Here is a 22,678-nt window from a genome sequence, read left to right on the forward strand (position 1 = left end):
CGATCTTACATTTTTATATGATTTTCACTTTAATTATGGTGGTATTTTTCGCTTTACCTACACGTTAAAATGAAGTTACCGATTAGGAGGGGGTTAGATGGAGACGGTAAAGAGGAAAGCGCATTCAAATTTCAGTCCTAAAAAGCCAAAAACAAAAAGCCAACATTTCTGGAAGACGTTTTATTCGCAAAAAATATTATATATGATGTCACTGCCCTTCGTATTATGGGTATTTGTGTTTAATTATCTCCCTGTATGGGGATGGACAATGGCTTTTCAAAACTTTCGGCCTGGTCGTTCTTTTTTCGAACAAGAATGGGTGGGACTGAAACATTTTATTGCTTTATTAAGTGATGAACGATTTTATTTAGCGCTAAGAAATACATTAGCAATGAGCTTACTCGGTTTGACGATTGGGTTTGTTGTTCCGATTATATTTGCCGTTTTGTTAAATGAGGTCCGCCATAGTCTATTTAAGCGCACCGTCCAAACGATTACGTATTTACCTCACTTTGTTTCATGGGTTGTGGTAGCCGGAATTGTGACAAAAATGCTCTCAACAGATGGTGGGATCGTGAATGATCTGCTTTTAAAATTTGGCTTTATTGATAAACCCTTCCAATTTATGGCAGAAGGATCATGGTTTTGGGGGATCGTGACAGCAGCGGATTTATGGAAGGAGATGGGGTGGAATGCAATTATCTTTTTGGCGGCGATTGCCGGTCTTGATTCCCAACTTTATGAAGCAGCAAAAGTGGATGGCGCAAGCAGATTAAGGCAAATGTGGCATATTACTTTACCGGGAATTCGCCCGACCATTTTAGTGGTGTTGATATTGAATATAGGGCATTTAGTCAGTATTGGCTTTGAAAAACAAATGCTGTTAGGGAATTCGCTCGTTGTGGATTATTCCGAAGTGCTAGAATTGTATGCGCTTAATTATGGGATTGGGTTAGGCCAATTTTCTTATGGCACAGCCATCGGGATCTTCAATTCGGTTGTAAGTATTTTCCTGTTATTCCTTGCGAACGGCATATTTAAGCGCTACTCCAATCAAAGTGTCATGTAGGGAGGGAAGTTCATGGCAACAAAAAGAGTGTTAAATAAATCAACGTATAAGGATTATCTATTCGATATTCTCAACTATACATTTTTAATCATTGTAATGGTTGTAACTCTATATCCCTTTTTAAATGTTTTGGCGATTTCTCTAAATGAATCAACCGATACAATTCGGGGTGGGATTTATATATGGCCACGAGAATTTACATTTAATAATTATTTAGAAATCGCTAAATACGACAACTTAGTAACGGGTTTTGGTAATTCTGTGCTTCGTACAGTCGTAGGAACCTTATTGGGAGTGTTTATCCAAGCGATGGTCGCTTTTACATTAAGTCGAACTGATTTTCAGGGAAGACGGTTCGTTTCAACTGTGATTGTTTTAACGATGTATTTTTCGGGAGGGTTAATTCCTGGATATATGTTAATCCGTGATTTACAGCTTATGAATACATTTTGGGTGTATATTTTGCCCGGATTAGTCAGTGCTTTCAATATCATTATCATTCGTTCGTTTATGGATGGATTACCATTTTCTCTCCAGGAATCGGCGAAAATGGATGGGGCTAATGACTTTACGATTTTTTACCGAATTATTTTACCCTTATGTAAACCGGTTTTAGCGACCATTGCGTTATTTGTTGCGGTAGGGCAATGGAATAGTTGGTTTGATACGTATTTATATAACAGCATGAATGAAAACTTAACGACACTACAATATGAATTGATGAAAATTCTTGAAAATACCACGATGGGTGGAAATACGGATGCCAATCAAATGCGTCCCAATGCGGCTCAACAATCGCAAATGGTGTCACCAGATTCGATTAAAATGGCGATTACGATGGTCACCGTGATTCCGATTGTGTTGGTGTACCCATTTTTACAACGCTATTTTATCCAAGGCATGACATTAGGGGCCGTTAAGCAGTGATGAATTTGGTAATAACAGGCTTATCTGTTGATACAAAATAAAAGGGGAGGAAAAAGGGATGCAATCATTTAAAAAGCTTCTTGCTGTATTGCTTATTGCGACTTTCATGATCGTTATGACTGCCTGTCAAAGTTCAGAGAAAGGAACTGCCAAGAAAACGGACGGAGCAACAGGGGATGACAATGGCGACATCACCTTAACCGTCTTTGACTCGGATGCGAATGCTGATTGGGAAAAAATGGAGAGTCCGATTGGCCAAAAAGTGAAGGAAGATACAGGTGTCACCTTGAAGCCGGAGTTTGATATTGATGGCGGGCAACAAAAAATTGCCTTAATGGCGGCGAGTGGAGAATACCCGGATATGATTTTACCAAAGGGAGAAGCGGGGACATTAGTAGATGCTGGGGCATTAATTGATCTTTCCGATCTGATTGAAGAACATGCTCCAAACCTAAAGAAAATGATTGGAGATAATATGAATCGCTTGAAATGGAGCAAGGATGATCCATCCATTTATATTATTCCAAACGCCGCAGTGGATAACCAAGCGATGTATCCTGGCTATGGAGCGCTTGTACAACATGCGGTGGTGAAGGAGTTAGATTATCCGGAATTAAAGACATTGGAAGATTTAGAAAAAGCGCTGAAAGAATATTATAAATTACACCCGGAAATTGATGGACAACCAACAATTCCATTAACCCTGCAATCAGATGGATGGCGTTTTCAAGCATCCACTCTTAACAGTGGCTTTATGATGACGGGGGCTGGGGATGATGGGGAGTATTATGTGGACCCTAAAACATATGAAGCAACATTACATTATCGTCGTCCAATTGAAAAGGAAGTATTCCGTTGGTACAACCATATGAATGCCGAGGGATTATTAGATACTGAATCTTTTGTGCAAAAAAATGATCAATGGCTAGCCAAACTTTCCACTGGTCGAGCACTTGCTACCATTGCCCCTGATTATATGGTAGGCGAAGCACAAAATGCTTTACGAGAAGCAGGTAAGCATGACAGAATGTATGGCATGTATCCAATCACTTTAAGTGAAGAATATCAATCTCATGTTTACCAAAGTCCAGGTTTTCAAGCGGGTTGGGGAATCGGGATTTCCGTTGATTGTGATGATCCAGTTCGTGCGATTCAGTTCCTTGATTATTTGGTAGCGGAAGAAACACAGATCATGCTAAACTGGGGTCTCGAAGGTGAACATTATGAGATTGTGGATGGAAAACGTGTGATTCCCGAAGAGGTGTGGGAGTACCGCAATAATAATAAAGACTTTGCGAAGGAAACGGGAATTGGGTATAACTTCCAACGCTTTGCCCCACGATATGGCGATGGTGTGTTAGATTCAACGGGCCAAACGTTTACGGTAGCTACACGTGAACAACAAATCGAAAATCAAACCGACGTAGAAAAAGAAGTACTAAAAGCGTATGGTGTGGAATTATGGAAGGATTTATATCCACAAATGGATGAATTTGAAGTCAAGCCGTGGGGAGCAGCTTACAATATTCCCATTCCAGGTGGTTCAGACCTCGAAGTGAAAAATCAAAGAATGTTAGATGTGACATTTAAACGGATTCCAGAAGCCATCCTGGCAGATCCAGAAGACTATGATGATGTGTGGGATACATTTATGAAAGATCTCGATAAAGCAGGAGTGGAAGAGGCCGAAAAGGAATATACAACGATTATTCAAAATACAGTGGAATTATGGAGTAAGTAAGATCGAAAAAAGTAAGGGATTCGTTTGAGCGGATCCCTTTTCTGACATTCGGATAAAGGGAATTTCCATATCATGATTTCATTTCTGGGACATTGAAAAAGTCTGCTTGTATACGCCCAGTTGGATGATAAAGGTAAGAATCTCTTGAATGATTAAATGACTTTTCATAAATCTATCCAAACAGGGAAATCTATTAATATGACCCACTGTTTGGAGGGATTTTTTTGAAAAAGCAAATGGCACTTGTTTCAGTTGTGTTTGTTGTCATTCTTTCTTTTGCCATTCCGACTGTAGCGGCGGAGCAGGGGAGGGCTATTTTAGAATATAAACATGATGTGACAGGGGACGGAAAAGCGGATGAAATTATGGTGTATGGCATTCCATTCAAAGGAGATTCTCCATACTACCAAAAAGTCTGGGCCGAAATTATGACATCTGGAGGTCAAAAGCTAAAAATTGATTATGAAGGTGGCTATGAACCGAAGCTGGATTTTGCAGATCTCAATCATGACGGCGTGAAGGATATATTGTATTCTAGTGCAACCGGAGGAAGTGGTGGTCTCTATAATTACGCTTTGCATACGGCAAAAGGAGGGAAGATAAAAGAAATTCCTCTGCCAACGCCACTTACGATCCAAGGCTATTTTGACCAAGATTTTGTCGCTGTCATCAAGATTCCGGGAATAGAGAAACCGATTATTCTGGATTTATGGAATAGAAGGAAGGATTATATTTCGATGGGCTTATATCAAAAAAATGGCCAGCTCAATGAACCAACGGAATTAATGATTGATCCTATTGCTTTTTTTGAAGTGATCAAAATAAAGGGGAAAAATGGTTACGGACTTAAAGGATATCGGCAGATTAGCGGCGCCTATCATGCCGATGGACTTGGGGTCGTTGAAACAGATTGGTATTTCGAAAATGGAAAATGGCATCCCGTTCATATCGAATGGAAAGCCGCAGATCAAAAAGCAAAGCCAAGAAAAAACCGTTGAAACTGCTCAACGGTTTTTAGTTTACTAACATCGTTATTTTCTTAAGTCAAGCCATTGAATTTCGTCCTCTGTCAGATGGATATCAGCAGCTTGACGACAGGATAGCATTTCCTCCCTGTTTTGCGGTCCAATAATAGCGGCTGTTGGGAAGGCTTGATTCAATACATAGGCAAGGCTGATTTGAATCGTTTCCACCCCTTTTTCCTTGGCGAGTTGTTCAGCACGACGATAACGCTCCCAGTTTTCATCATTATAGAAAACACGAACTAAATCTTCATTGGAGCGGTCTTCCGGTGTAAAACGGCCAGTGAAAAATCCACGTGCTTGAGATGACCATGAGAATAGCGGCATATGGGTATTCTCGTGCCATGACATGATTTCATCATCTACAGAAACACAGCCAGCCCAATAAGGTTCCTGTGCTTTAGCTAAACTAAGATTAGGACTACTAAAGCTAAAGCCAACTAACCCATGTTTTTCGGCATACTCATTAGCTTCTTGTAGACGTTCGAAAGACCAATTCGATCCGCCGAAGGCTCCGATGCGACCTGCTTCTACATGAGCATTCAAAATTTCTAAAATCTCCCCAACCGGTACATTTGGATCATCACGATGAAGGGCATACAATTCAACATAATCCGTACGCAATCTCTCTAAACTGATCTTCAATTCATTATCAATCGCTTGCTTATTGATTTGTGGTCCTTTCGCATTAGGATGGCCACCTTTTGTTAGAATGATCACATCATCGTGCCGTTTATTTTCTTCCATCCAAATCCCAATCGCTTCTTCACTTTTTCCCCCTGCATAGATAAAGGCGGTATCAATCGTATTGCCACCGATTTCAAGATAGTCATTTAAAATCTCAGTAACTTGTTCGATTTTTTCAGGAGCGAAATAGTCTGATCCCATTACTAAACTGGATATTTCTTTGTCCATCCCTTTGACACGAATATTTTTCATAAAATTGTCTCCCTTTCTATAACAAAATCATTCTTTCATTTTTCTCAGCGGAATCTAGTGCTGCCTTAACAGATTTTATTCCATTGATAAGGTTTTCATACGAAAATTTTAGTGGTTTCCCTTCTAATGCAGATTCAGCAAATGCGTCTGCTTGTAATGCATAGGGATTTTTATTTTCTTGTTGAATCGTTTCGATTTTATCGCCTTTGATAATCTGATACGTCTGATCCCCCAGAAAGGCGTTATTCAAAACGATTCTTCCCTCAGATCCGAGAATTTCAAGCTCATTACGGCCAGCGGCCCACATAGAACAATCAAACGTTAAAGCGACACCGTTAGAGAATTCCATTAGTCCTGAAGCCATCATATCCACTCCACCATGTTCCGGTGAGAAAAAGGCATGTGTGGTGACAGCGGTTGGTTCTTCATCTAATAATAATCTCGCGGCACTGATCGGATAACAGCCAACATCATAGATCGAACCGCCACCCCATTCCTTCGTATAACGGATATTTTCATAATCTGTTGCATTATTAAACGTAAAGACGCCATGAATCCCTCGTATGGCCCCGATTTCGCCCGCTTTTATTCGCTTTTTAATTTCCTCATATCGAGGCTGATGCCGGTACATATAAGCTTCAGCTAATAGCACATTTTCCTTTTCACAGACAGCGACCATTTCCTTTGCTTCATCAGCATCAAGGGCAATGGGTTTTTCACATAAAATATGCTTGCCGGATTGTGCAGCTTGAATGGTCCATGGTTTATGTAAATGATTTGGGAGGGGAATGTAAACGGCGTCAATTTCTGGGTCCGCTAATAACTCTTCGTAACTTCCATAGGCATTTGGAATTCCCAGTTCCTTGGCAAAATCGCTGGCTTTGTTCAGGGATCGACTAGCAACCGCCACCACTTCATTGCTTGTTGATTCTTGAATTCCAGGAATTACGGAACGCTTACCAATACTAGCCGTACCCAAAATTCCCCAACGTAATTTTTTCAAAAGCTCAACTCCTTTGCTATATTTCATGTTTAGTATAGCATATCATTCCCAGAGTAACAGTAGAGAAGTGAGCGTTTTCTAAAATTCTATTAAACTCAGCTTAAGAACGTTGGAATTTATCGTAATTTCCCGATAGTATACAACATTTTCCGTTTTTGAAATAAAAATGAATCGACAATATCTAACAAATACCATAGCCTACCCGTCCAAATAAAAAATCGACGGATAGGCTATTTATTTACTTCAATCCTGAAGCCATACTCTTAAATTGATTCATTAATTTATTGCGTGATTTTTCATTTCTGAGTAAATACGCAGCACCAAGGGCAACAGTTGCCATAATCGCTTTGCCTTTCATGAAGGTCACTCCTTTTTATGAAATTCTCCTTCTCTTTTGGTATTCCCATTCACGAATAAATTAACCTATCCGCAAAATAAATATTTAGCCTATATAGTTAATTATTGGAGAATTTCCATGTTTCAACAAAACCCACCATTTCCCGGGAAATCTTTGCTGATCGTTACAGGTGTTTACCAATAATACCCCCCATACGGATAATATGGATAATAAGGATAATAAGGATAAGGGTATGGCCGTGCCAAGGAACCTAATGCTAAACCGCCTAAAAAACCTCCGACAAATGGAGCGCCAAATCCAAAAGGTCGTCCAAAGCCTGGTCGAAAACCAAATGGTCTGCCAAATCCGAATGGGCGAATTATTCTTTCGTCCGCATTTCCTAAGTGATCATGAATTTCTACAGGATATTGCATTTGATTCATAAGGGAACCTCCAATTTGCTTAAAGTTTATGGGGTGAAAATAACCTAAATCTCTTTTCATTGCATAGTATGCATAATCTAAAAGAAGGCGCAATAACCAGACAAAAATAGGCTTTAGCCATAAACTTCAATCAGGAGGAGGGACTGTGGGATGCAGTTCATGCAGACGTTGCTTGGGATTGTGGCGAACTTAGTGTGCATTCCCCTGCCCCCCACTTCCGCAAATTCTTGAAGTGGGGGGCTTACAGCTAGTTAATACGGGATAAAACTTAGTAAAGATTATCTATAAACAAAAAGCGTATGATGCCGATATTAGTTTTAAATAAACCAATGTGTGAAAAGGAGTAAAGTGATGTCAGGACAAATAGGGACAAGTCTCTCATCCACATCTACACATAGTGGGAGTATGATCGGGAAACTTGACGAAACGCCAATAACGAATCATGCAGCAGAAAAGACCGGAACGAAGGACCATGTGATAAACATGAATTCTTCCTTTTCAAAAGAAGATTTAACGCATGTTGTCAATGGAATGAATAAGTTTCTCAAAGCCTCTCCACAAACTCATTTAAAATTTGAATTCCATGATCAATTAAATGAATACTATGTCACACTCGTGGATGAAGTGACAGATGAAGTGGTAAGAGAAATTCCACCGAAAAAGTTACTAGATATGTTTGCCGCCATGACTGAGTATTTAGGCATCATGGTTGATAAGAAAATATAAATGGTAGATGGAGTGAGATAAATGAGAATTGCCGGTTTGGCAAGTGGAATGGATATAGATCAAATTGTAAAGGATTTAATGCGAGCTGAGCGCATGCCGCTCGACAAATTAAAACAAAAGAAACAAATCCTAGAATGGCAAAGAGATGATTACCGTGCACTCAACACACAATTACTGAGTTTCCGGGACAAACTCGCACAACTAAAATTAACAACCAATTATCGGGCAAGAACCGTCTCCTCTTCGAATGACCAATTCGTCACAGCCACGGTTTCTAGCGGGGCAGCACAGGCATCGTATTCGATTTCGAAGGTGGATCAGCTTGCTAAGGCGGCGACATTGGTGAATAATGGCCAAATTTCTATTGCCCCCACTAAAAGCTTAAGGGAGCAGGTCGGTAACAAAGTTACATGGGAAACAGGTGTAGTGGAGTCCCAGACAATTAATGTAGGAGATTCGACAGAAGGCTTGAAAATTGATCTTCAGGGAAACGAATTCCTTAAAGACGGCAGCGAGATTAACATTAAAGTGAATGGCCGTGCGGTAAAAGCAACAATTACTGAAGATGATTCACAACAACCAACAGAGAATCAAATTCTTGTTACAAAGGATGGCACGATTAAGTTTGGTGATAATGTTAAACCAACAAAAGGCAGTGTTGTGAAAGTCGATTATGTTATAGATGAAAAAACAAAAACATTGGAGATTGGTGAAAAACCACCTACGACTTGGAATTTAGGGAAAAGTTCGCTAACCGCAGGGGTTACAGTAATTGTTGATGGTACGGAATATACAGTTACAACAGATGAACAAGGTAGCAGCACACTTGTAAATAAGAACGATACAACAGATGTGCTTGGACATATCAACTTAGATACAGGAGCTATTGCTTTCAATTCTGCCAAGTTTAAAGAGGACGATGAAGAAAACTGGCCTAAAAAAATAGAAGCTACTTTCACCCAAAACTACGCTTCCTTCGGCATTAACACCCATACATCAAAAGGCGAAGTGAACGAAACCATCTTTATGACGGGCACGGATACATTAAACAGCGTCATCCGTAAGGTCAATGAATCATCTGCTGGTGTGACGATGTTTTATGATTCTGTCACAGATCGAGTGACTTTAACCCGTAAAGAAACGGGGAAATTTGGAGAGGGAAAAAGAGATATTGAAGTATCTGGCGATTTTATGACAAATGTTTTGCAATTTAATAATAATGATGTCACCGACGGCCAAAACGCAAAATTCACGATCAACGGACTTGAAACTGAACGAAGCTCCAACACTTTCGACATGAACGGCGTAACTATTACCTTAAAGCAAACATTCGGTGAAGGAGACCAGCAACCAACAACCATTTCAGTCGGAAATGATACAGGGCAAGTGCTTGAAAACATTAAAAAGTTTGTCGAAGATTACAACGAACTAATCAAAGAAATTGGCGATAAGTTGAAGGAGGAACGTTACCGCGATTACAAGCCATTGACCGACGATGAGCGGGAAGAACTTTCCGAAAAGCAACAAGAAAAATGGGAAGAAATGGCGAGAAGTGGTCTGCTCAAAGGCGATATGGTGTTATCTGGTGTGTTATCCAGTATGAGAATGGATATGTATAGCACAGTTGAGACAAACGGTATTTTTAAACAATTAGCTAGTATCGGCATTAAAACGACAGCGAATTATCTTGAAGGCGGAAAGCTTGAGATCGATGAAGCGAAATTAAAAGCAGCCTTAGAAGAGGATCCAGAATCTGTTGAAAACTTATTCCGTGGTAACGATTCCGAAGCAGGGAAAGGGATCGTCCACAGGCTTTACGACACAGTAGATGCTTCGATGAAAAAACTACAGGAAAAAGCTGGTCGTGCTACTTCAACCAATCAACAGTTCACACTTGGACGTGAATTGATTAACGTGGATAAAAGTATTGATCGCTTTGAAGAAAGGCTGAAAATGACGGAAAATCGTTATTGGCGTCAATTTACTGCGATGGAAAAAGCGATTCAACAGGCTAATCAACAATCGATGTATCTCATGCAGCAATTTGGTGGTTTTTAAGATCAATTTTTGAAGTTTAGGGGAGTGGAAAAATGGCAAGTGCAAACCCATACCAAACGTATCAGAAAAATGCTGTGACAACGGCTGCTCCAGGTGAGTTAACTTTAATGCTGTACAATGGCTGTCTGAAATTTATTCATATGGCTAAAGTCGGCATGGAAAATAATAAAATCGAAGAAAAGAATACGAATATCCAAAAAGCGCAAAACATTGTTAGTGAGCTAATGGTCACCTTAAATATGGAATTAGCGATATCCCAAAACATGATGACTCTTTATGACTATATGAACCGCCGTTTAATGGAAGCCAATATTAAAAATGATGTTGACATTCTTACGGAAGTGGAAGAGATGATGAAAGAATTTCGTGATACTTGGAAACAAGCGATTCAATTAAATCGCCAACATCAACACATAGCAGGAAGCAGTGGCATTTAATGAATGATCTACAAAAATGTTTAGCCCTTACTGAGAAAATCATCGTGTTGGCCCAAACAACGAATGATGAACAAAGAGACACGATTATTGAGAAAATAGAACAATTATTACGACAGCGTTCAACCTTTTTTGCAAAACTCCAAGCTCCTTATTCAGATGAAGAGAAGGAGCTTGGGAAAGCGTTACTTGCCCGCGATCGAGAAATGAATGCATTGTTAAAACAATATTTAAAAGTCATACAAAAAGACCTCGAAACGCTAGACCGAAAAAAGAAATCTGTTAGCCATTATTCTAATCCTTATGCGGCAACAGATAGCTTGGACGGGATGTTTTACGATAAACGGCAATAAATTAGAACATAGCTAAATTTGCATCATTTGCTTCGCTATTCCTTATTTTAGAGCAGATATGGACCTGTATGGGTCCACCTGTTCATCTTTTTGTTAAAACAATCACAAAATCGACAAAATTTTTATGGAATTAAGCAGGATTTTACAAGGATATATAGAAGTATATATACATAGCCTTAAATAAGGAGGAGTTAAGATGCTAAAATATAATATTCGCGGTGAAAACATCAACCTGACAGATGCAATACGTGATCACATTGAAAAGAAAGTGGGTAAACTGGAGAGATATTTTAATGAAACTCCTGAGGCAAATGTTCACGTTAATTTAAAAGTAAATCCAAATAAAAAAGCAAAAGTTGAAATAACGATTCCACTTCCACAATTAGTTCTTCGCGCTGAAGAAGTACATGACGACATGTATGCAGCCGTTGACTTGATTGTCGATAAATTAGAGCGACAAATTCGTAAGCATAAAACAAAGGTCAATCGTAAATTTAGAGATCGAGGGAATGCCAAAGAATTTTTCAAAATGAATGGAAATGAGATTCCAGCCAATGATGAAGTAGAAGATGAGCTTCAAATTGTCCGTACTAAGCAGTTTAGTCTTAAACCAATGGATAGTGAAGAAGCCGTTTTGCAAATGAACATGTTAGGGCATAGCTTCTTTATCTATACAGATGCCGAGACCAATGCGACGAACATCGTGTATCGCCGTAAAGATGGAAAGTATGGATTAATTGAAACAAATTAAGAAATCATCTATCTGGAGCACGCTGCCTCAACGGTGGCGTGCTTTTTGCCCTCTTAATTGGATTTTCATGATTAGAAAGTCATCTTCTCGGCTGAGCTATCATTTGTTATTCTTATAGAAGGTTTAGGGAGGGTGATTCACTTGAAACAGGTACATATTTTTATCGCCTTTTTCCGCTCGGGTATTCTTGGTTTTGGAGGAGGTCCTTCAGCGATTCCACTTGTTCAGCATGAAGTCGTCCGTGTGTATAAATGGATGAATGACGATGAGTTTGGCGATGTGTTGGCGCTTGCCAATGCTTTACCAGGTCCCATTAATACAAAAATGGCCGGGTATATTGGCTGGCGAGTTGGTGGATTTATGGGGATGTTAAATGCGATTTTTGCAACGGTTGTGCCAACTGTTGCGTTGATGATTTTATTTTTGGCTTTATTAAGTGCTTATAAAGATAAACCGTGGGTTGCAGGCATGTCACAGGCGGTTCTCCCGGTGGCAGGTGTTTTAATGGGCATCCTTACATGGGAGTTTATTCAAAAATCCAACCAATCGCTCGGTTGGATTTATAGTCTTCTCCTCGTCATTGCAAGCTTTCTAGCTATGCAATTATTTGGTGTTCACCCTGCAATCGTGATCGCCGTCTTATTAATCGTTGCCCTATCAGCTCGGAGTAAGAAGAAATCTTCCGTAAACAAACAGGAAGAAAGGAGCTAGCCATGATTTACTGGCAAATTTTTATTGCTTTTTTCATCCCGGGTATTCTTGGTTATGGAGGAGGACCTTCTTCGATTCCATTGATTGAGCATGAAGTCGTGGATCGTTATCAATGGCTTTCTGTTCAAGAGTTTAGTGAAGTGTTGGCTTTAGGCAATGCATTACCAGGCCCGATCGCTACGAAAATGGCGGGATATATTGGATATCAACAAGGTGGGGTGTTAGGCTCTATCATTGCTTTGTTCGCCACTGTCGCCCCTTCTATCGCCCTGATGATTCCGTTATTAGGATTTCTTTTGAAACATAAAGACTCACCAAAGGTCAGGAGGATGACACAATTGGTTCGCCCTACGATTGCCGTACTTTTGGGCGTCATGACCTTTGATTTCTTTGCAGGTTCTGTAAAAAGCTCCGGTTTTCCGCATACCATCTTTATCGGTCTTATGAGCTATTTGTTATTAGCGAAATGGAAAATCCATCCTGCTCTTGTTATTACTGGGGCCCTCATTTATGGAGCGCTTTTCCTTTAAAGCTTTTTCAATCTTTTCCCATGTTGTCAGGGAAAACCGATAGTGTTATGATAGATAATTAGGTAAAAGGTTTTAGTTTTTACAGAACGTTTTTAATAAAATAGCTTTTTAATGTATTACAATTTGAATTGAGAAGTATGCATTTTCAATAGATAGGGGAGCGTTTTAATATGGTTGCTTTTCTTAATAAATTATTTGATCCCAATAAACGTGATCTGAAACGACTAGAAAAGATGGCAGAGAAAATTGATCAACTAGCCCCAGATATGGAGAAGTTATCAGATGAGGAAATCCGCCAAAAAACAGATGAATTAAAAGCAAGATATCAAAATGGTGAAGCGTTAGATCATATGCTAGAGGAAGCTTTTGCTGTGGTTCGAGAAGGTTCTCGCCGAGTGTTAGGCCTTTATCCATACCCTGTCCAACTTATGGGGGGCGTGGCTTTACACGAAGGAAACATCGCGGAAATGAAAACAGGTGAAGGAAAAACATTAACCGCCACAATGCCTGTTTACTTAAATGCCATTACTGGAAAAGGTGTTCATGTTGTCACGGTGAACGAATATTTGGCTAGTCGTGATGCGACGGAAATGGGTGAGCTTTATCAATTTCTTGGTTTAACCGTAGGGCTCAATTTAAACAGCATGTCGAAGGAAGAAAAGAAAGAAGCTTATGCTGCAGATATTACGTATGGAACGAATAATGAGTTTGGTTTTGATTACCTTCGCGATAATATGGTGTTGTATGAAGAACAAAAGGTCCAACGTCCCCTTCATTTCGCCGTGATTGATGAAGTGGACTCGATTTTAATTGATGAGGCGCGAACACCGCTCATTATTTCCGGACAAGCGCAGAAATCAACCCAATTATATCTACAGGCCAATGCTTTTGCGGAAATATTAAAGCGAGAAGAAGATTATACGTACGATGAGAAAACAAAAGGGGTCCAATTAACAGAAGAAGGAATCAATAAAGCCGAACGTTTCTTCAAAATCGATAATTTATTCGATCTTTCTCACGTTGTCCTCAATCATCATATTAATCAAGCTCTAAAAGCCCATGTCAGCATGCAAAAAGATGTAGACTATGTTGTTCAGGAAGGCGAAATTATCATTGTCGACCAATTTACGGGCCGGATGATGAAAGGTAGACGGTTTAGTGATGGACTCCATCAAGCGATTGAGGCCAAAGAAGGCGTCGAAATTCAAAGTGAATCGATGACCATGGCGACAATCACATTCCAGAACTATTTCCGGATGTATGAAAAATTAGCCGGGATGACCGGTACAGCCAAAACGGAAGAAGAAGAATTTCGCAATATTTACAATATGCGAGTCATTTCGATCCCAACAAACGTGCCGATTGCCCGCGATGATCGTTCTGATTTAATTTATGCTTCTATGAATGGTAAATTCCGTGCAGTCGTTGACGATATTTATGAAAGACACCAAAAAGGACAGCCGATCCTGGTCGGTACAGTGGCCATCGAAACGTCGGAATTAGTCTCTTCGCTTTTAACGAAAAAAGGTGTGCGACATAATGTATTAAATGCGAAAAACCATGAAAGAGAAGCGGAAATTATTTCAGAGGCGGGGCAAAAGGGAGCTGTCACGATTGCGACGAATATGGCCGGTCGTGGAACAGATATTAAACTGGGTGAAGGTGTAAAAGAGCTGGGTGGATTGGCTGTAATCGGAACAGAACGCCATGAATCACGCCGAATTGATAATCAGTTAAGAGGGCGTTCTGGCCGTCAAGGTGATCCAGGGGTTACGCAATTTTATCTTTCTATGGAAGATGAATTAATGCGCCGATTTGGATCAGAAAATATGAAATCGATGATGGAAAAATTGGGAATGGATGATTCTCAACCGATCCAAAGTAAAATGGTTTCCAAAGCAGTGGAATCAGCTCAGAAACGTGTAGAAGGAAATAACTTTGATGCGCGGAAACAGCTTTTACAATATGATGATGTCCTTCGTCAACAAAGAGAGATTATCTATCAGCAGCGTGACGATGTAATGAGCTCGGAAAATGTACGAGATATCATTGAGAAAATGATTCAATCTGTCATTGATCGCGCGGTTGCTAACTATACAAGTGAACCTGATGAAGAACAATGGAATATCCAAGGATTAATTGACTATTTAAATGCGACTGTTCTGTTTGAAGGTGACTTGACTGTTGAAGACTTGCAAAGAAGAGATCCAGAAGAAATGAAAGAAATCATCTTTGCTAAGGTGAAACAGCATTATGATGAAAAAGAAGAATATTTAACACCTGAACAGATGCGTGAATTTGAAAAAGTCATCTTGCTCCGTTCTGTTGATACGAAATGGATCGATCATATTGATGCAATGGATCAGCTCCGCCAAGGTATCCATTTACGTGCGTACGGACAAATTGATCCGCTTAGAGAGTATCAAAGTGAAGGATTTGCCATGTTTGAAAGCATGGTGGAGGCCATTGAGGAAGACACGGCTAAATATGTCATGAAAGCTGAAATACGAAATAATCTGGAACGGGAAGAAGTGGCAAAAGGGCAAGCGGTCAATCCAAAAGAAGACGGGGGAGAGGTTAAAAGAAAACCAATCCGCAGAAGTGAAAAAGTTGGCCGGAATGATCCCTGTCCATGTGGAAGTGGTAAGAAATATAAACAATGTCATGGTCGGCTAACTTAAAAGTGCGTGTTCAAAACGGCTAAAGGTGTCACTTCCGAATGTCTTTGCCGTTTTGACCTGCGCCCCGCAGGCCTAAAAATCACTAGTAGAGGTGTTTGTGATGGAATTATTTGAAGTAAGAACAGAACTTGAAAAAACAGCGGAGCGATTAGCTGAATTTAGGGGGTCTCTTTGACTTAGAAGAGAAGGAGACGAGAATCGCTGAGCTGGACGAAAGGATGCTTGAGCCCGGTTTTTGGGATGATCAACAATCAGCACAAACGGTCATTAATGAGGCAAATAGTCTGAAAGACCTTGTGAATGAATACAAAGAATTGCTAGAGATCCATGAAAATCTAGAATTGACCCATGAACTTGTTAAAGAGGAAAGTGATCCTGATCTTGAAGCTGAACTTGAAGGAGAGTTAAAGGAGCTTATTCAACGACTTCATGATTTTGAATTGCAATTATTATTAAGTGATCCCTATGATAAAAACAATGCAATTATTGAACTCCATCCGGGAGCAGGTGGAACAGAGTCGCAAGATTGGGGATCGATTCTCTTGCGCATGTATACACGTTGGGCAGAAAAGAAAAATTTCAAAACGGAAATTCTTTCCTATTTACCTGGTGATGAGGCTGGGATCAAAAGTGTGACGATGTTAATTAAAGGTCATAACGCCTACGGATATTTAAAAGCCGAAAAAGGTGTTCATCGTTTAGTGCGGATTTCACCATTTGATTCTTCCGGTCGTCGTCACACATCCTTTGTTTCCTGTGACGTCATGCCTGAATTTACAGATGATGTCGAGGTTGATATTAAACAGGATGACCTGAAAATTGATACTTATCGTTCAAGTGGTGCGGGGGGGCAACACGTTAATACAACAGATTCTGCCGTTCGGATTACCCACATACCAACTGGAACGGTTGTAACGTGCCAAAATGAAAGATCACAAATTAAAAACCGCGAAAAAGCCATGAACATGCTAAAGGCTAAGCTCTATCAACGTGAGTTGGAAGAAAAGGAAAAGCAATTGGCGGAAATTCGCGGGGAACAAAAAGAAATTGGTTGGGGCAGCCAAATAAGATCCTATGTTTTTCACCCGTATTCGATGGTGAAAGATCATCGTACGAATGAAGAAACTGGAAATGTTCAAGCAGTAATTGACGGAGATATTGATGCCTTTATCAATGCCTACTTACGTTCTCGGGTATAAATATCGTAAATAATAAGGGTTAGGGAAACCAACACGGGAGATGGCGCTTTTAGCCGTTTATCCTTTGTTCATCCCTTGCCCTTTTTTGGTTCACAAACTTGTGCTAATTGCGTAAGTTCATGATACTGCTGCGATCCGTATGCTTTTTGTTAAATTATACCTTTTTCACCGCCTCCTTTTTGCGTTTAAATAAAGTGTATTATTGGTATACTAAAATTGATCAATCTAAAAAAGGAGTTGTTCCCATGAGGAAAAAATGGATGGGGTTATCACTAGGACTTATGCTAGCGATTGGTCTGGCAGCTTGTGGCGGCGGAAATAACGCAGATAATGATAATAATAATACTGGTAATGACACTGGCGGCGAAACCGCAACAAACGACGCAGAAGAAATCGTAAAAAACAATTGTATTTCATGTCATGGAGAAAACTTAGAAGGTCAAAATGGACCAGAATTAGCACATATTGGTTCGAAGTTATCTAAAGACGACATTTTAGATGTCATTGAAAATGGCCGACCTGGAATGCCTGGAAACCTCATTACAGGTGATGATGCTGACAAAGTAGCTCAATGGTTATCGGAGAAAAAATAAGTAGGACCAAAACGACAGTGAGAAAAGTTGCTGTCGTTTTTTTGTGACAAACGTTTTATATAAAACCACACCTAATGTCATATCACTAATATCTAAACCTTCCATTTTATTCCAAACCTACCCCTCATACTTCCTAAAAAAGATAGTTCTTTACTCCTCTATTAAAAATGTTTATGGAAAGTTGTCACTAATTTTGCTATCGCGCAATTTGTAAAAATTTAGAACTAAAGCTCTAAAAATGAAATATAACTGTAATATAAAAGCCCGAATAGGGATGTTATAATGAGCATGTTATGAAATTTCGTCATGGATTGACGGTAATTATCTTTATTTGACATTCAAATAGCTTCATTTTTTTTGCAAGTTTTAGGCGAAAATTTTAAGGTCGGGTGAGAAAATGATTAAAATGCAGGATGTTGTGAAAAAATACCCGAACGGTATTATAGCCGCAAATCGTTTTAACGTTGATATACAACAAGGCGAATTTATATATATTGTTGGTCCTAGTGGTGCTGGTAAATCCACTTTTATCAAAATGGTTTATCGGGAAGAGAAACCAACATCTGGAAAAATACTTGTAAACGGGATTGATTTAACTACATTAAAAAATAGAAGAGTTCCTTTTTTAAGGCGTAATATCGGTGTCGTCTTCCAAGATTTTAAACTATTGCCCACATTGACTGTTTTTGAAAATGTGGCTTTTGCTTTGGAAGTAACAGAGCATCGACCGAAAGACATAAAAAATAGAGTGATGGATGTTCTTTCCATGGTAGGGCTAAAACATAAAATGCGTATGCTTCCCTCGGAATTATCAGGTGGAGAACAACAACGTGTTTCCATTGCAAGATCACTTGTTAATAATCCCCAAATGATTATTGCGGATGAACCTACTGGAAATTTAGACCCTGATACGGCGTGGGATATTATGAGTATTTTAGAAGAAATTAATCTAAATGGAACAACCGTTATAATGGCCACCCATAATAAAGAGATTGTAAATACGATTACACATCGGGTTATTGCCATCGAAAATGGAAGAATTGTCCGTGATGAGCAGCGGGGGGAATACGGTTATGAAAATTAGAACCATCGGTCGCCATCTAAGAGAAAGCTTCAAGAGTCTGCGCCGTAATGGTTGGATGACATTTGCATCAATAAGCGCAGTAACGGTGACATTGCTGTTAGTTGGTGTCTTTCTCGTCATTATGATGAATATGAACAAATTTGCAACAGACATAGAAAATGATGTGGAAATCCGTGTACATATCGACTTAACTGCGAATCAAGATGAACAAAAGGATTTAGAGAATAACATCAAAAAAATCTCCCAAATAGAATCGGTTGAATTCTCGTCGAAAGAGGACGAGCTTAATCATCTTATTCAAACAATGGGGAAAGAGTGGAGTCTGATTGAAGATGACGAAAACCCTCTTCATGATGTCTTTATTGTCAAAACAAAGAAACCAGATGAAACTCCAGTCATAGCCCAAAAAATCCGGGCATTAGATCATGTTCACTCTGCTGAATATGGCGAAAAAAAGGTTGAGAGACTATTCAGCTTACTTAGAACAAGCCGCAATGTAGGAATTGTGCTCGTAATTGGACTATTGTTTACCGCTATGTTTTTGATCTCAAATACAATTAAAATCACCATTTTTGCTAGAAGAAGAGAAATAGAGATTATGAAACTAGTAGGAGCAACGAATTGGTTTATACGTTGGCCATTTATCTTTGAGGGGATTTGGCTAGGAATATTGGGTGCCATTATTCCGATCACCACCGTTGCAACAGCTTATCATTATGGATATGACTTTTTGGCCGGACGTATTCCGGAAAATTATTTTATGTCTCCACTTGAATACACTCCATTTGTCTATCAAGTAAGTCTCTTACTTTTACTCATTGGGGTTATCATCGGAGCATGGGGAAGTTTCATTTCTGTTCGACGCTTTTTAAAAATATAAGAGATTTTCGAATGTGCTCTGGATAAGATCGAAACGACTTAAACAGAGAGATAAATTCAAGGGGAGAAAGGGGAAGCTATTCTTGAAAAAAAGTTCTGTACTCTCGGTAACACTGGCAACAACATTAGCTTTTGGAGGATTATTCACCTTTACGGGGAAAGCACAAGCCAATTCCAAACTTAATGAGTTGGAGCAACAACAATCCGATATTCATAATAAAAGATCGAACGTAAACAAGTCGATCAATCAAAAAGATGGGGAAATTTCTAATATTTTAAATCAGCAAAATTCGGTCGAAGATGAAATCGAAAAATTAGAAGCTAAAATGGCTGATACGGATCAAAAAATAAAAGAAAAAGAAAAGCAAATCGATGATACAAAAGCGGAAATTGAAAAATTAAAAGCGGAAATTAAAGATTTGAAAGAACGAATTGAAAAGAGAAATGAAGTTCTTAGAGACCGCGCGAGAAATATTCAACAAAACGGTGGTTCTGTTAAATTTATTGATGTTGTATTAGGCGCTAATAGTTTTGGAGATTTAGTAGATCGTGTTTCGGCTGTTTCTACATTAGTGGGTGCTGATAAACAAATATTGGACGAGCAACAAGCTGACATGGAAAAGTTAGAAGCTGATCAAAAGAAAGTAGAAGAAAAACTTGATAGTTTAAATAAAATGCTTGAAGAATTAGAAGTTCTAAAAGCGGACTTGAAAGCCCAAAATGAAGAAAAGAAAGTGTTAATGAAGGAACTAGCTGCTCAGAAAAAGCATGTGGAAAATGAAAAAATGTCTCTTGAAGAGCAGGAGCGAGTATTAAAGGAACAAGAAGCGATTATAAGTAAAGCCATGGCAGATGAAAAGGCAAGAATTGCGGAGGAAGAAAGAAAAGCTAAAGAAGCAGCAGAAGCGGAAAAAAGAGCACAGCAAGAAGCTCAAGCTAAAGCCCAAGAACAAGCCAAAGCTCAAGAACAAGCAAAAGCTCAAGAACAGGCTAAAGCTCAAGAACAAAATCAAGCACAAACTCAAACTCAAACTCAAAGTGAAAAGAGCACTTCCGCAAAAAGTCAAACTTCAGGTTCAACCCCAAGCACAAACTCTAGTAATGATGCTAATTTAAATGCTGGTGGTAGTGGTGTGTTAAGTTGGCCTGCAAGTGGAAGATTGTCCTCGGGTTATGGTGGAAGATCAGGAGGCACCCATTTTGGTATTGATATTGCTAATGCCGCTGGAACTCCAATTTACGCTGCCGCTTCTGGTGTCGTAACTAGATCAGATTATTCAAGCAGCTATGGGAATGTTGTGTATGTGTTCCACCCACAATTAAATCTAACAACTGTTTATGCTCATATGTCTGCTAGATCGGTTTCCTCTGGCCAAAATGTTAGTGAAGGACAAAAACTAGGTGAAATAGGTAATACGGGCGAATCATTTGGTAATCATTTGCACTTTGAAGTCCATAATGGTCCATGGAGTTACCACGGTGGAGTAAATCCTATGGGATATTTAAAATAACACTAGCATATTTTAAAGTTAAATAAATTTCACTGAATCAGTACAGAAACCCTTGAGTTTCTGTACTTTTTTCATTTTAACTCTAATAAAGTTGATAAAGGTACAGTCGGTTGTAAAAACATGCTAAAATATAGATGATCAATTGAATACAATAAAAAAGGGAAACATAAGGAGTTCATATGACTTTTACAACGATCACAGCAGCTTTGGTTAGTTTAGCACTTTTATTAAATATTATCTTGGCTGTCTTCGTAGTATTTTTGGAGAGGCGAGATCCCGGTTCAACTTGGGCTTGGCTTTTAGTGCTGTTTTTTGTTCCAGTAGTTGGCTTTATTTTATATCTTATCTTTGGACAGAATTTAAGCCGTAAAAAGATTTTTGAATGGAATGATACGAATAAAATTGGCATTATGGAAATCACTAAAAATCAGATTGAACTATTACAAAGAGGGGATTTTCCTTTCCACGATACTAAAACGGTTCAATACAAAGATTTAATTTATATGTTACTTGTGAATGATCGTTCCATTCTTACACAGGATAACAAAGTAGAAATTTTCATTGATGGAAATGATAAGTTCCGCTCTTTATTACATGATTTAGATAAAGCAAAGGATCATATCCATATAGAATATTACATTGTGAGGAATGATAAGCTTGGCAATGAGTTATTGCAAATGCTTGTTAAAAAGGCGAAAGAAGGCGTCGATGTAAAGTTTTTATATGATGCAATGGGTTCAAGGCGATTACCAAAAAGGTTTTTTAGACCTTTGATAGAAGCCGGTGGAAAGGTGAGTGCTTTTTTTCCAGCATTAATCCCTCACTTGAACTTACAGGTGAATTTTCGTAATCACCGTAAACTTGTCATTATTGATGGGGAAAGTGGGTATATCGGCGGGTTTAATATTGGGGATGAATATCTCGGTCTGAACAAAAAATTTGGTTATTGGCGAGATACCCACCTGAAGATTACCGGGAAGGCTGTTTTTGGTATGCAGACGCGGTTTATCCTTGACTGGAACCAAGCCTCTACGGCCAAAATTCGCTATGAGGATCGTCTATTTCCGGAAATTGGGGCAAAAGGGGATACAGATGTCCAAATTGTGTCAAGTGGACCTGATTCTGAATGGGAACAGATCAAATACGGTATTCTGAAACTTATTTCATCTGCCCAAAAATATATTTACATTCAGACACCTTATTTTATTCCGGATGCGAGTGTATTGGATGCCATAAAAATAGCCGCTCTTTCAGGGATTGATGTAAGGCTAATGATCCCCAACAAACCTGATCATGCCTTTGTTTATTGGGCCACCTATTCGAATGTGGGCGAATTATTAAAGACAGGGGCAAAGGTCTATATTTACGATAATGGGTTTATCCATGCGAAGACAATTATCGCCGATGGTAAAATTGCCACCGTTGGTACGGCGAATATTGATGTACGTAGCTTTAAATTAAATTTTGAAGTGAATGCTTTTTTATATGATCGAGTGCTTGTCCAACAATTAGTCGGTATTTTTCATGATGATGTTAAGCTTTCCCATGAATTAAGTTGGGAGGAATATCAAAATCGTCCTCTTTATATTCGCTTTAAGGAATCATTCTCCCGACTGTTATCGCCAATTTTGTAAACCATCATCTTGATTGTGGAAAGCGAGTGATGATCCATTAAATGGTATACAAT

21 protein-coding genes are annotated in these 22,678 nt (G+C 39.1%); 18 read left to right on the top strand and 3 right to left on the bottom strand.

Annotated features, from left to right (window positions below; all coding sequences use genetic code 11):
- Positions 1-97 precede the first annotated feature (97 nt).
- From KI363_RS13380 to KI363_RS13395, 4 genes are all read left to right on the top strand, one after another.
- On the top strand, positions 98-1,069 hold the full coding sequence (locus tag KI363_RS13380; protein ID WP_212966621.1) for an ABC transporter permease: 972 nt from the start codon (positions 98-100) through the stop codon (positions 1,067-1,069).
- Positions 1,070-1,081: 12 nt separating this feature from the next.
- Positions 1,082-1,996: a carbohydrate ABC transporter permease gene (locus KI363_RS13385; RefSeq protein ID WP_212966622.1), complete on the top strand. Its 915-nt coding sequence runs from the start codon at positions 1,082-1,084 to the stop codon at positions 1,994-1,996.
- Between the two features lie 58 nt (positions 1,997-2,054).
- Complete coding sequence (locus tag KI363_RS13390; RefSeq protein ID WP_212966623.1) at positions 2,055-3,737, top strand: ABC transporter substrate-binding protein; 1,683 nt, start codon at positions 2,055-2,057, stop codon at positions 3,735-3,737.
- Positions 3,738-3,961: 224 nt separating this feature from the next.
- Positions 3,962-4,735 (top strand): YybI family spore inner coat protein, encoded by a 774-nt coding sequence (locus tag KI363_RS13395; protein ID WP_212966624.1) that lies wholly within the window; start codon positions 3,962-3,964, stop codon positions 4,733-4,735.
- 33 nt (positions 4,736-4,768) lie between these two features.
- Here the strand turns inward: KI363_RS13395 and KI363_RS13400 are convergent, their stop codons facing one another.
- The 3 genes from KI363_RS13400 to ymaG form a co-directional block, all read right to left on the bottom strand.
- Positions 4,769-5,698, bottom strand: coding sequence for an aldo/keto reductase (locus tag KI363_RS13400; RefSeq protein ID WP_212966625.1), 930 nt, complete (start codon positions 5,696-5,698; stop codon positions 4,769-4,771).
- A gap of 16 nt (positions 5,699-5,714) precedes the next feature.
- Positions 5,715-6,701 (bottom strand): Gfo/Idh/MocA family protein, encoded by a 987-nt coding sequence (locus KI363_RS13405; RefSeq protein ID WP_246516867.1) that lies wholly within the window; start codon positions 6,699-6,701, stop codon positions 5,715-5,717.
- A 531-nt stretch (positions 6,702-7,232) separates the two neighbouring features.
- Positions 7,233-7,481, bottom strand: a complete 249-nt coding sequence (gene ymaG / locus KI363_RS13410; RefSeq protein WP_373306788.1) for an inner spore coat protein YmaG — start codon at positions 7,479-7,481, stop codon at positions 7,233-7,235.
- 351 nt (positions 7,482-7,832) lie between these two features.
- Between ymaG and flaG the strand changes: the two genes are divergently transcribed.
- From flaG to cls, 14 genes are all read left to right on the top strand, one after another.
- On the top strand, positions 7,833-8,207 hold the full coding sequence (flaG, locus tag KI363_RS13415) for a flagellar protein FlaG (protein ID WP_246516868.1): 375 nt from the start codon (positions 7,833-7,835) through the stop codon (positions 8,205-8,207).
- A gap of 21 nt (positions 8,208-8,228) precedes the next feature.
- Positions 8,229-10,265 (top strand): flagellar filament capping protein FliD, encoded by a 2,037-nt coding sequence (fliD, locus tag KI363_RS13420; protein ID WP_212966626.1) that lies wholly within the window; start codon positions 8,229-8,231, stop codon positions 10,263-10,265.
- Positions 10,266-10,297: 32 nt separating this feature from the next.
- A complete protein-coding gene (gene fliS / locus KI363_RS13425) occupies positions 10,298-10,702 on the top strand; it encodes a flagellar export chaperone FliS (protein ID WP_158320864.1) in 405 nt (134 codons plus the stop codon).
- The gene (fliT, locus tag KI363_RS13430; RefSeq protein ID WP_158320865.1) at positions 10,702-11,052 is read left to right on the top strand and encodes a flagellar protein FliT; all 351 of its coding nucleotides are present in this window, start codon (positions 10,702-10,704) and stop codon (positions 11,050-11,052) included. Before fliS ends, fliT begins: the two co-directional genes overlap by 1 nt.
- Before the next feature lie 196 nt (positions 11,053-11,248).
- Entirely contained in the window at positions 11,249-11,803 is a 555-nt protein-coding gene (gene hpf, locus KI363_RS13435) for a ribosome hibernation-promoting factor, HPF/YfiA family (RefSeq protein ID WP_158320866.1), read from the top strand.
- A 141-nt stretch (positions 11,804-11,944) separates the two neighbouring features.
- The gene (locus KI363_RS13440) at positions 11,945-12,514 is read left to right on the top strand and encodes a chromate transporter (protein ID WP_158320867.1); all 570 of its coding nucleotides are present in this window, start codon (positions 11,945-11,947) and stop codon (positions 12,512-12,514) included.
- 2 nt (positions 12,515-12,516) lie between these two features.
- A complete protein-coding gene (locus KI363_RS13445; protein ID WP_158320868.1) occupies positions 12,517-13,044 on the top strand; it encodes a chromate transporter in 528 nt (175 codons plus the stop codon).
- Positions 13,045-13,214: 170 nt separating this feature from the next.
- Positions 13,215-15,725: a preprotein translocase subunit SecA gene (secA, locus tag KI363_RS13450; protein ID WP_212966627.1), complete on the top strand. Its 2,511-nt coding sequence runs from the start codon at positions 13,215-13,217 to the stop codon at positions 15,723-15,725.
- Positions 15,726-15,825: 100 nt separating this feature from the next.
- A protein-coding gene (prfB, locus tag KI363_RS13455) for a peptide chain release factor 2 (protein ID WP_212966628.1) occupies positions 15,826-16,924 on the top strand; the annotation gives its coding sequence in 2 pieces (ribosomal slippage) (positions 15,826-15,897 and positions 15,899-16,924; 1,098 coding nt in all).
- 245 nt (positions 16,925-17,169) lie between these two features.
- A complete protein-coding gene (cccB, locus tag KI363_RS13460; RefSeq protein ID WP_212966629.1) occupies positions 17,170-17,517 on the top strand; it encodes a cytochrome c551 in 348 nt (115 codons plus the stop codon).
- Positions 17,518-17,914: 397 nt separating this feature from the next.
- Entirely contained in the window at positions 17,915-18,601 is a 687-nt protein-coding gene (ftsE, locus tag KI363_RS13465) for a cell division ATP-binding protein FtsE (protein ID WP_212966630.1), read from the top strand.
- The gene (gene ftsX, locus KI363_RS13470) at positions 18,591-19,481 is read left to right on the top strand and encodes a permease-like cell division protein FtsX (protein WP_158320873.1); all 891 of its coding nucleotides are present in this window, start codon (positions 18,591-18,593) and stop codon (positions 19,479-19,481) included. The genes ftsE and ftsX overlap by 11 nt, the downstream gene beginning before the upstream one ends.
- An 82-nt stretch (positions 19,482-19,563) precedes the next feature.
- Positions 19,564-20,991, top strand: coding sequence for a murein hydrolase activator EnvC family protein (locus tag KI363_RS13475; RefSeq protein ID WP_212966631.1), 1,428 nt, complete (start codon positions 19,564-19,566; stop codon positions 20,989-20,991).
- A gap of 179 nt (positions 20,992-21,170) precedes the next feature.
- Positions 21,171-22,625 (top strand): cardiolipin synthase, encoded by a 1,455-nt coding sequence (gene cls / locus KI363_RS13480; RefSeq protein ID WP_158320875.1) that lies wholly within the window; start codon positions 21,171-21,173, stop codon positions 22,623-22,625.
- Positions 22,626-22,678: the final 53 nt, after the last annotated feature.

Source organism: Lederbergia ruris, from assembly GCF_018332955.1.
GTDB lineage: Bacteria > Bacillota > Bacilli > Bacillales > Bacillaceae_C > Lederbergia > Lederbergia ruris.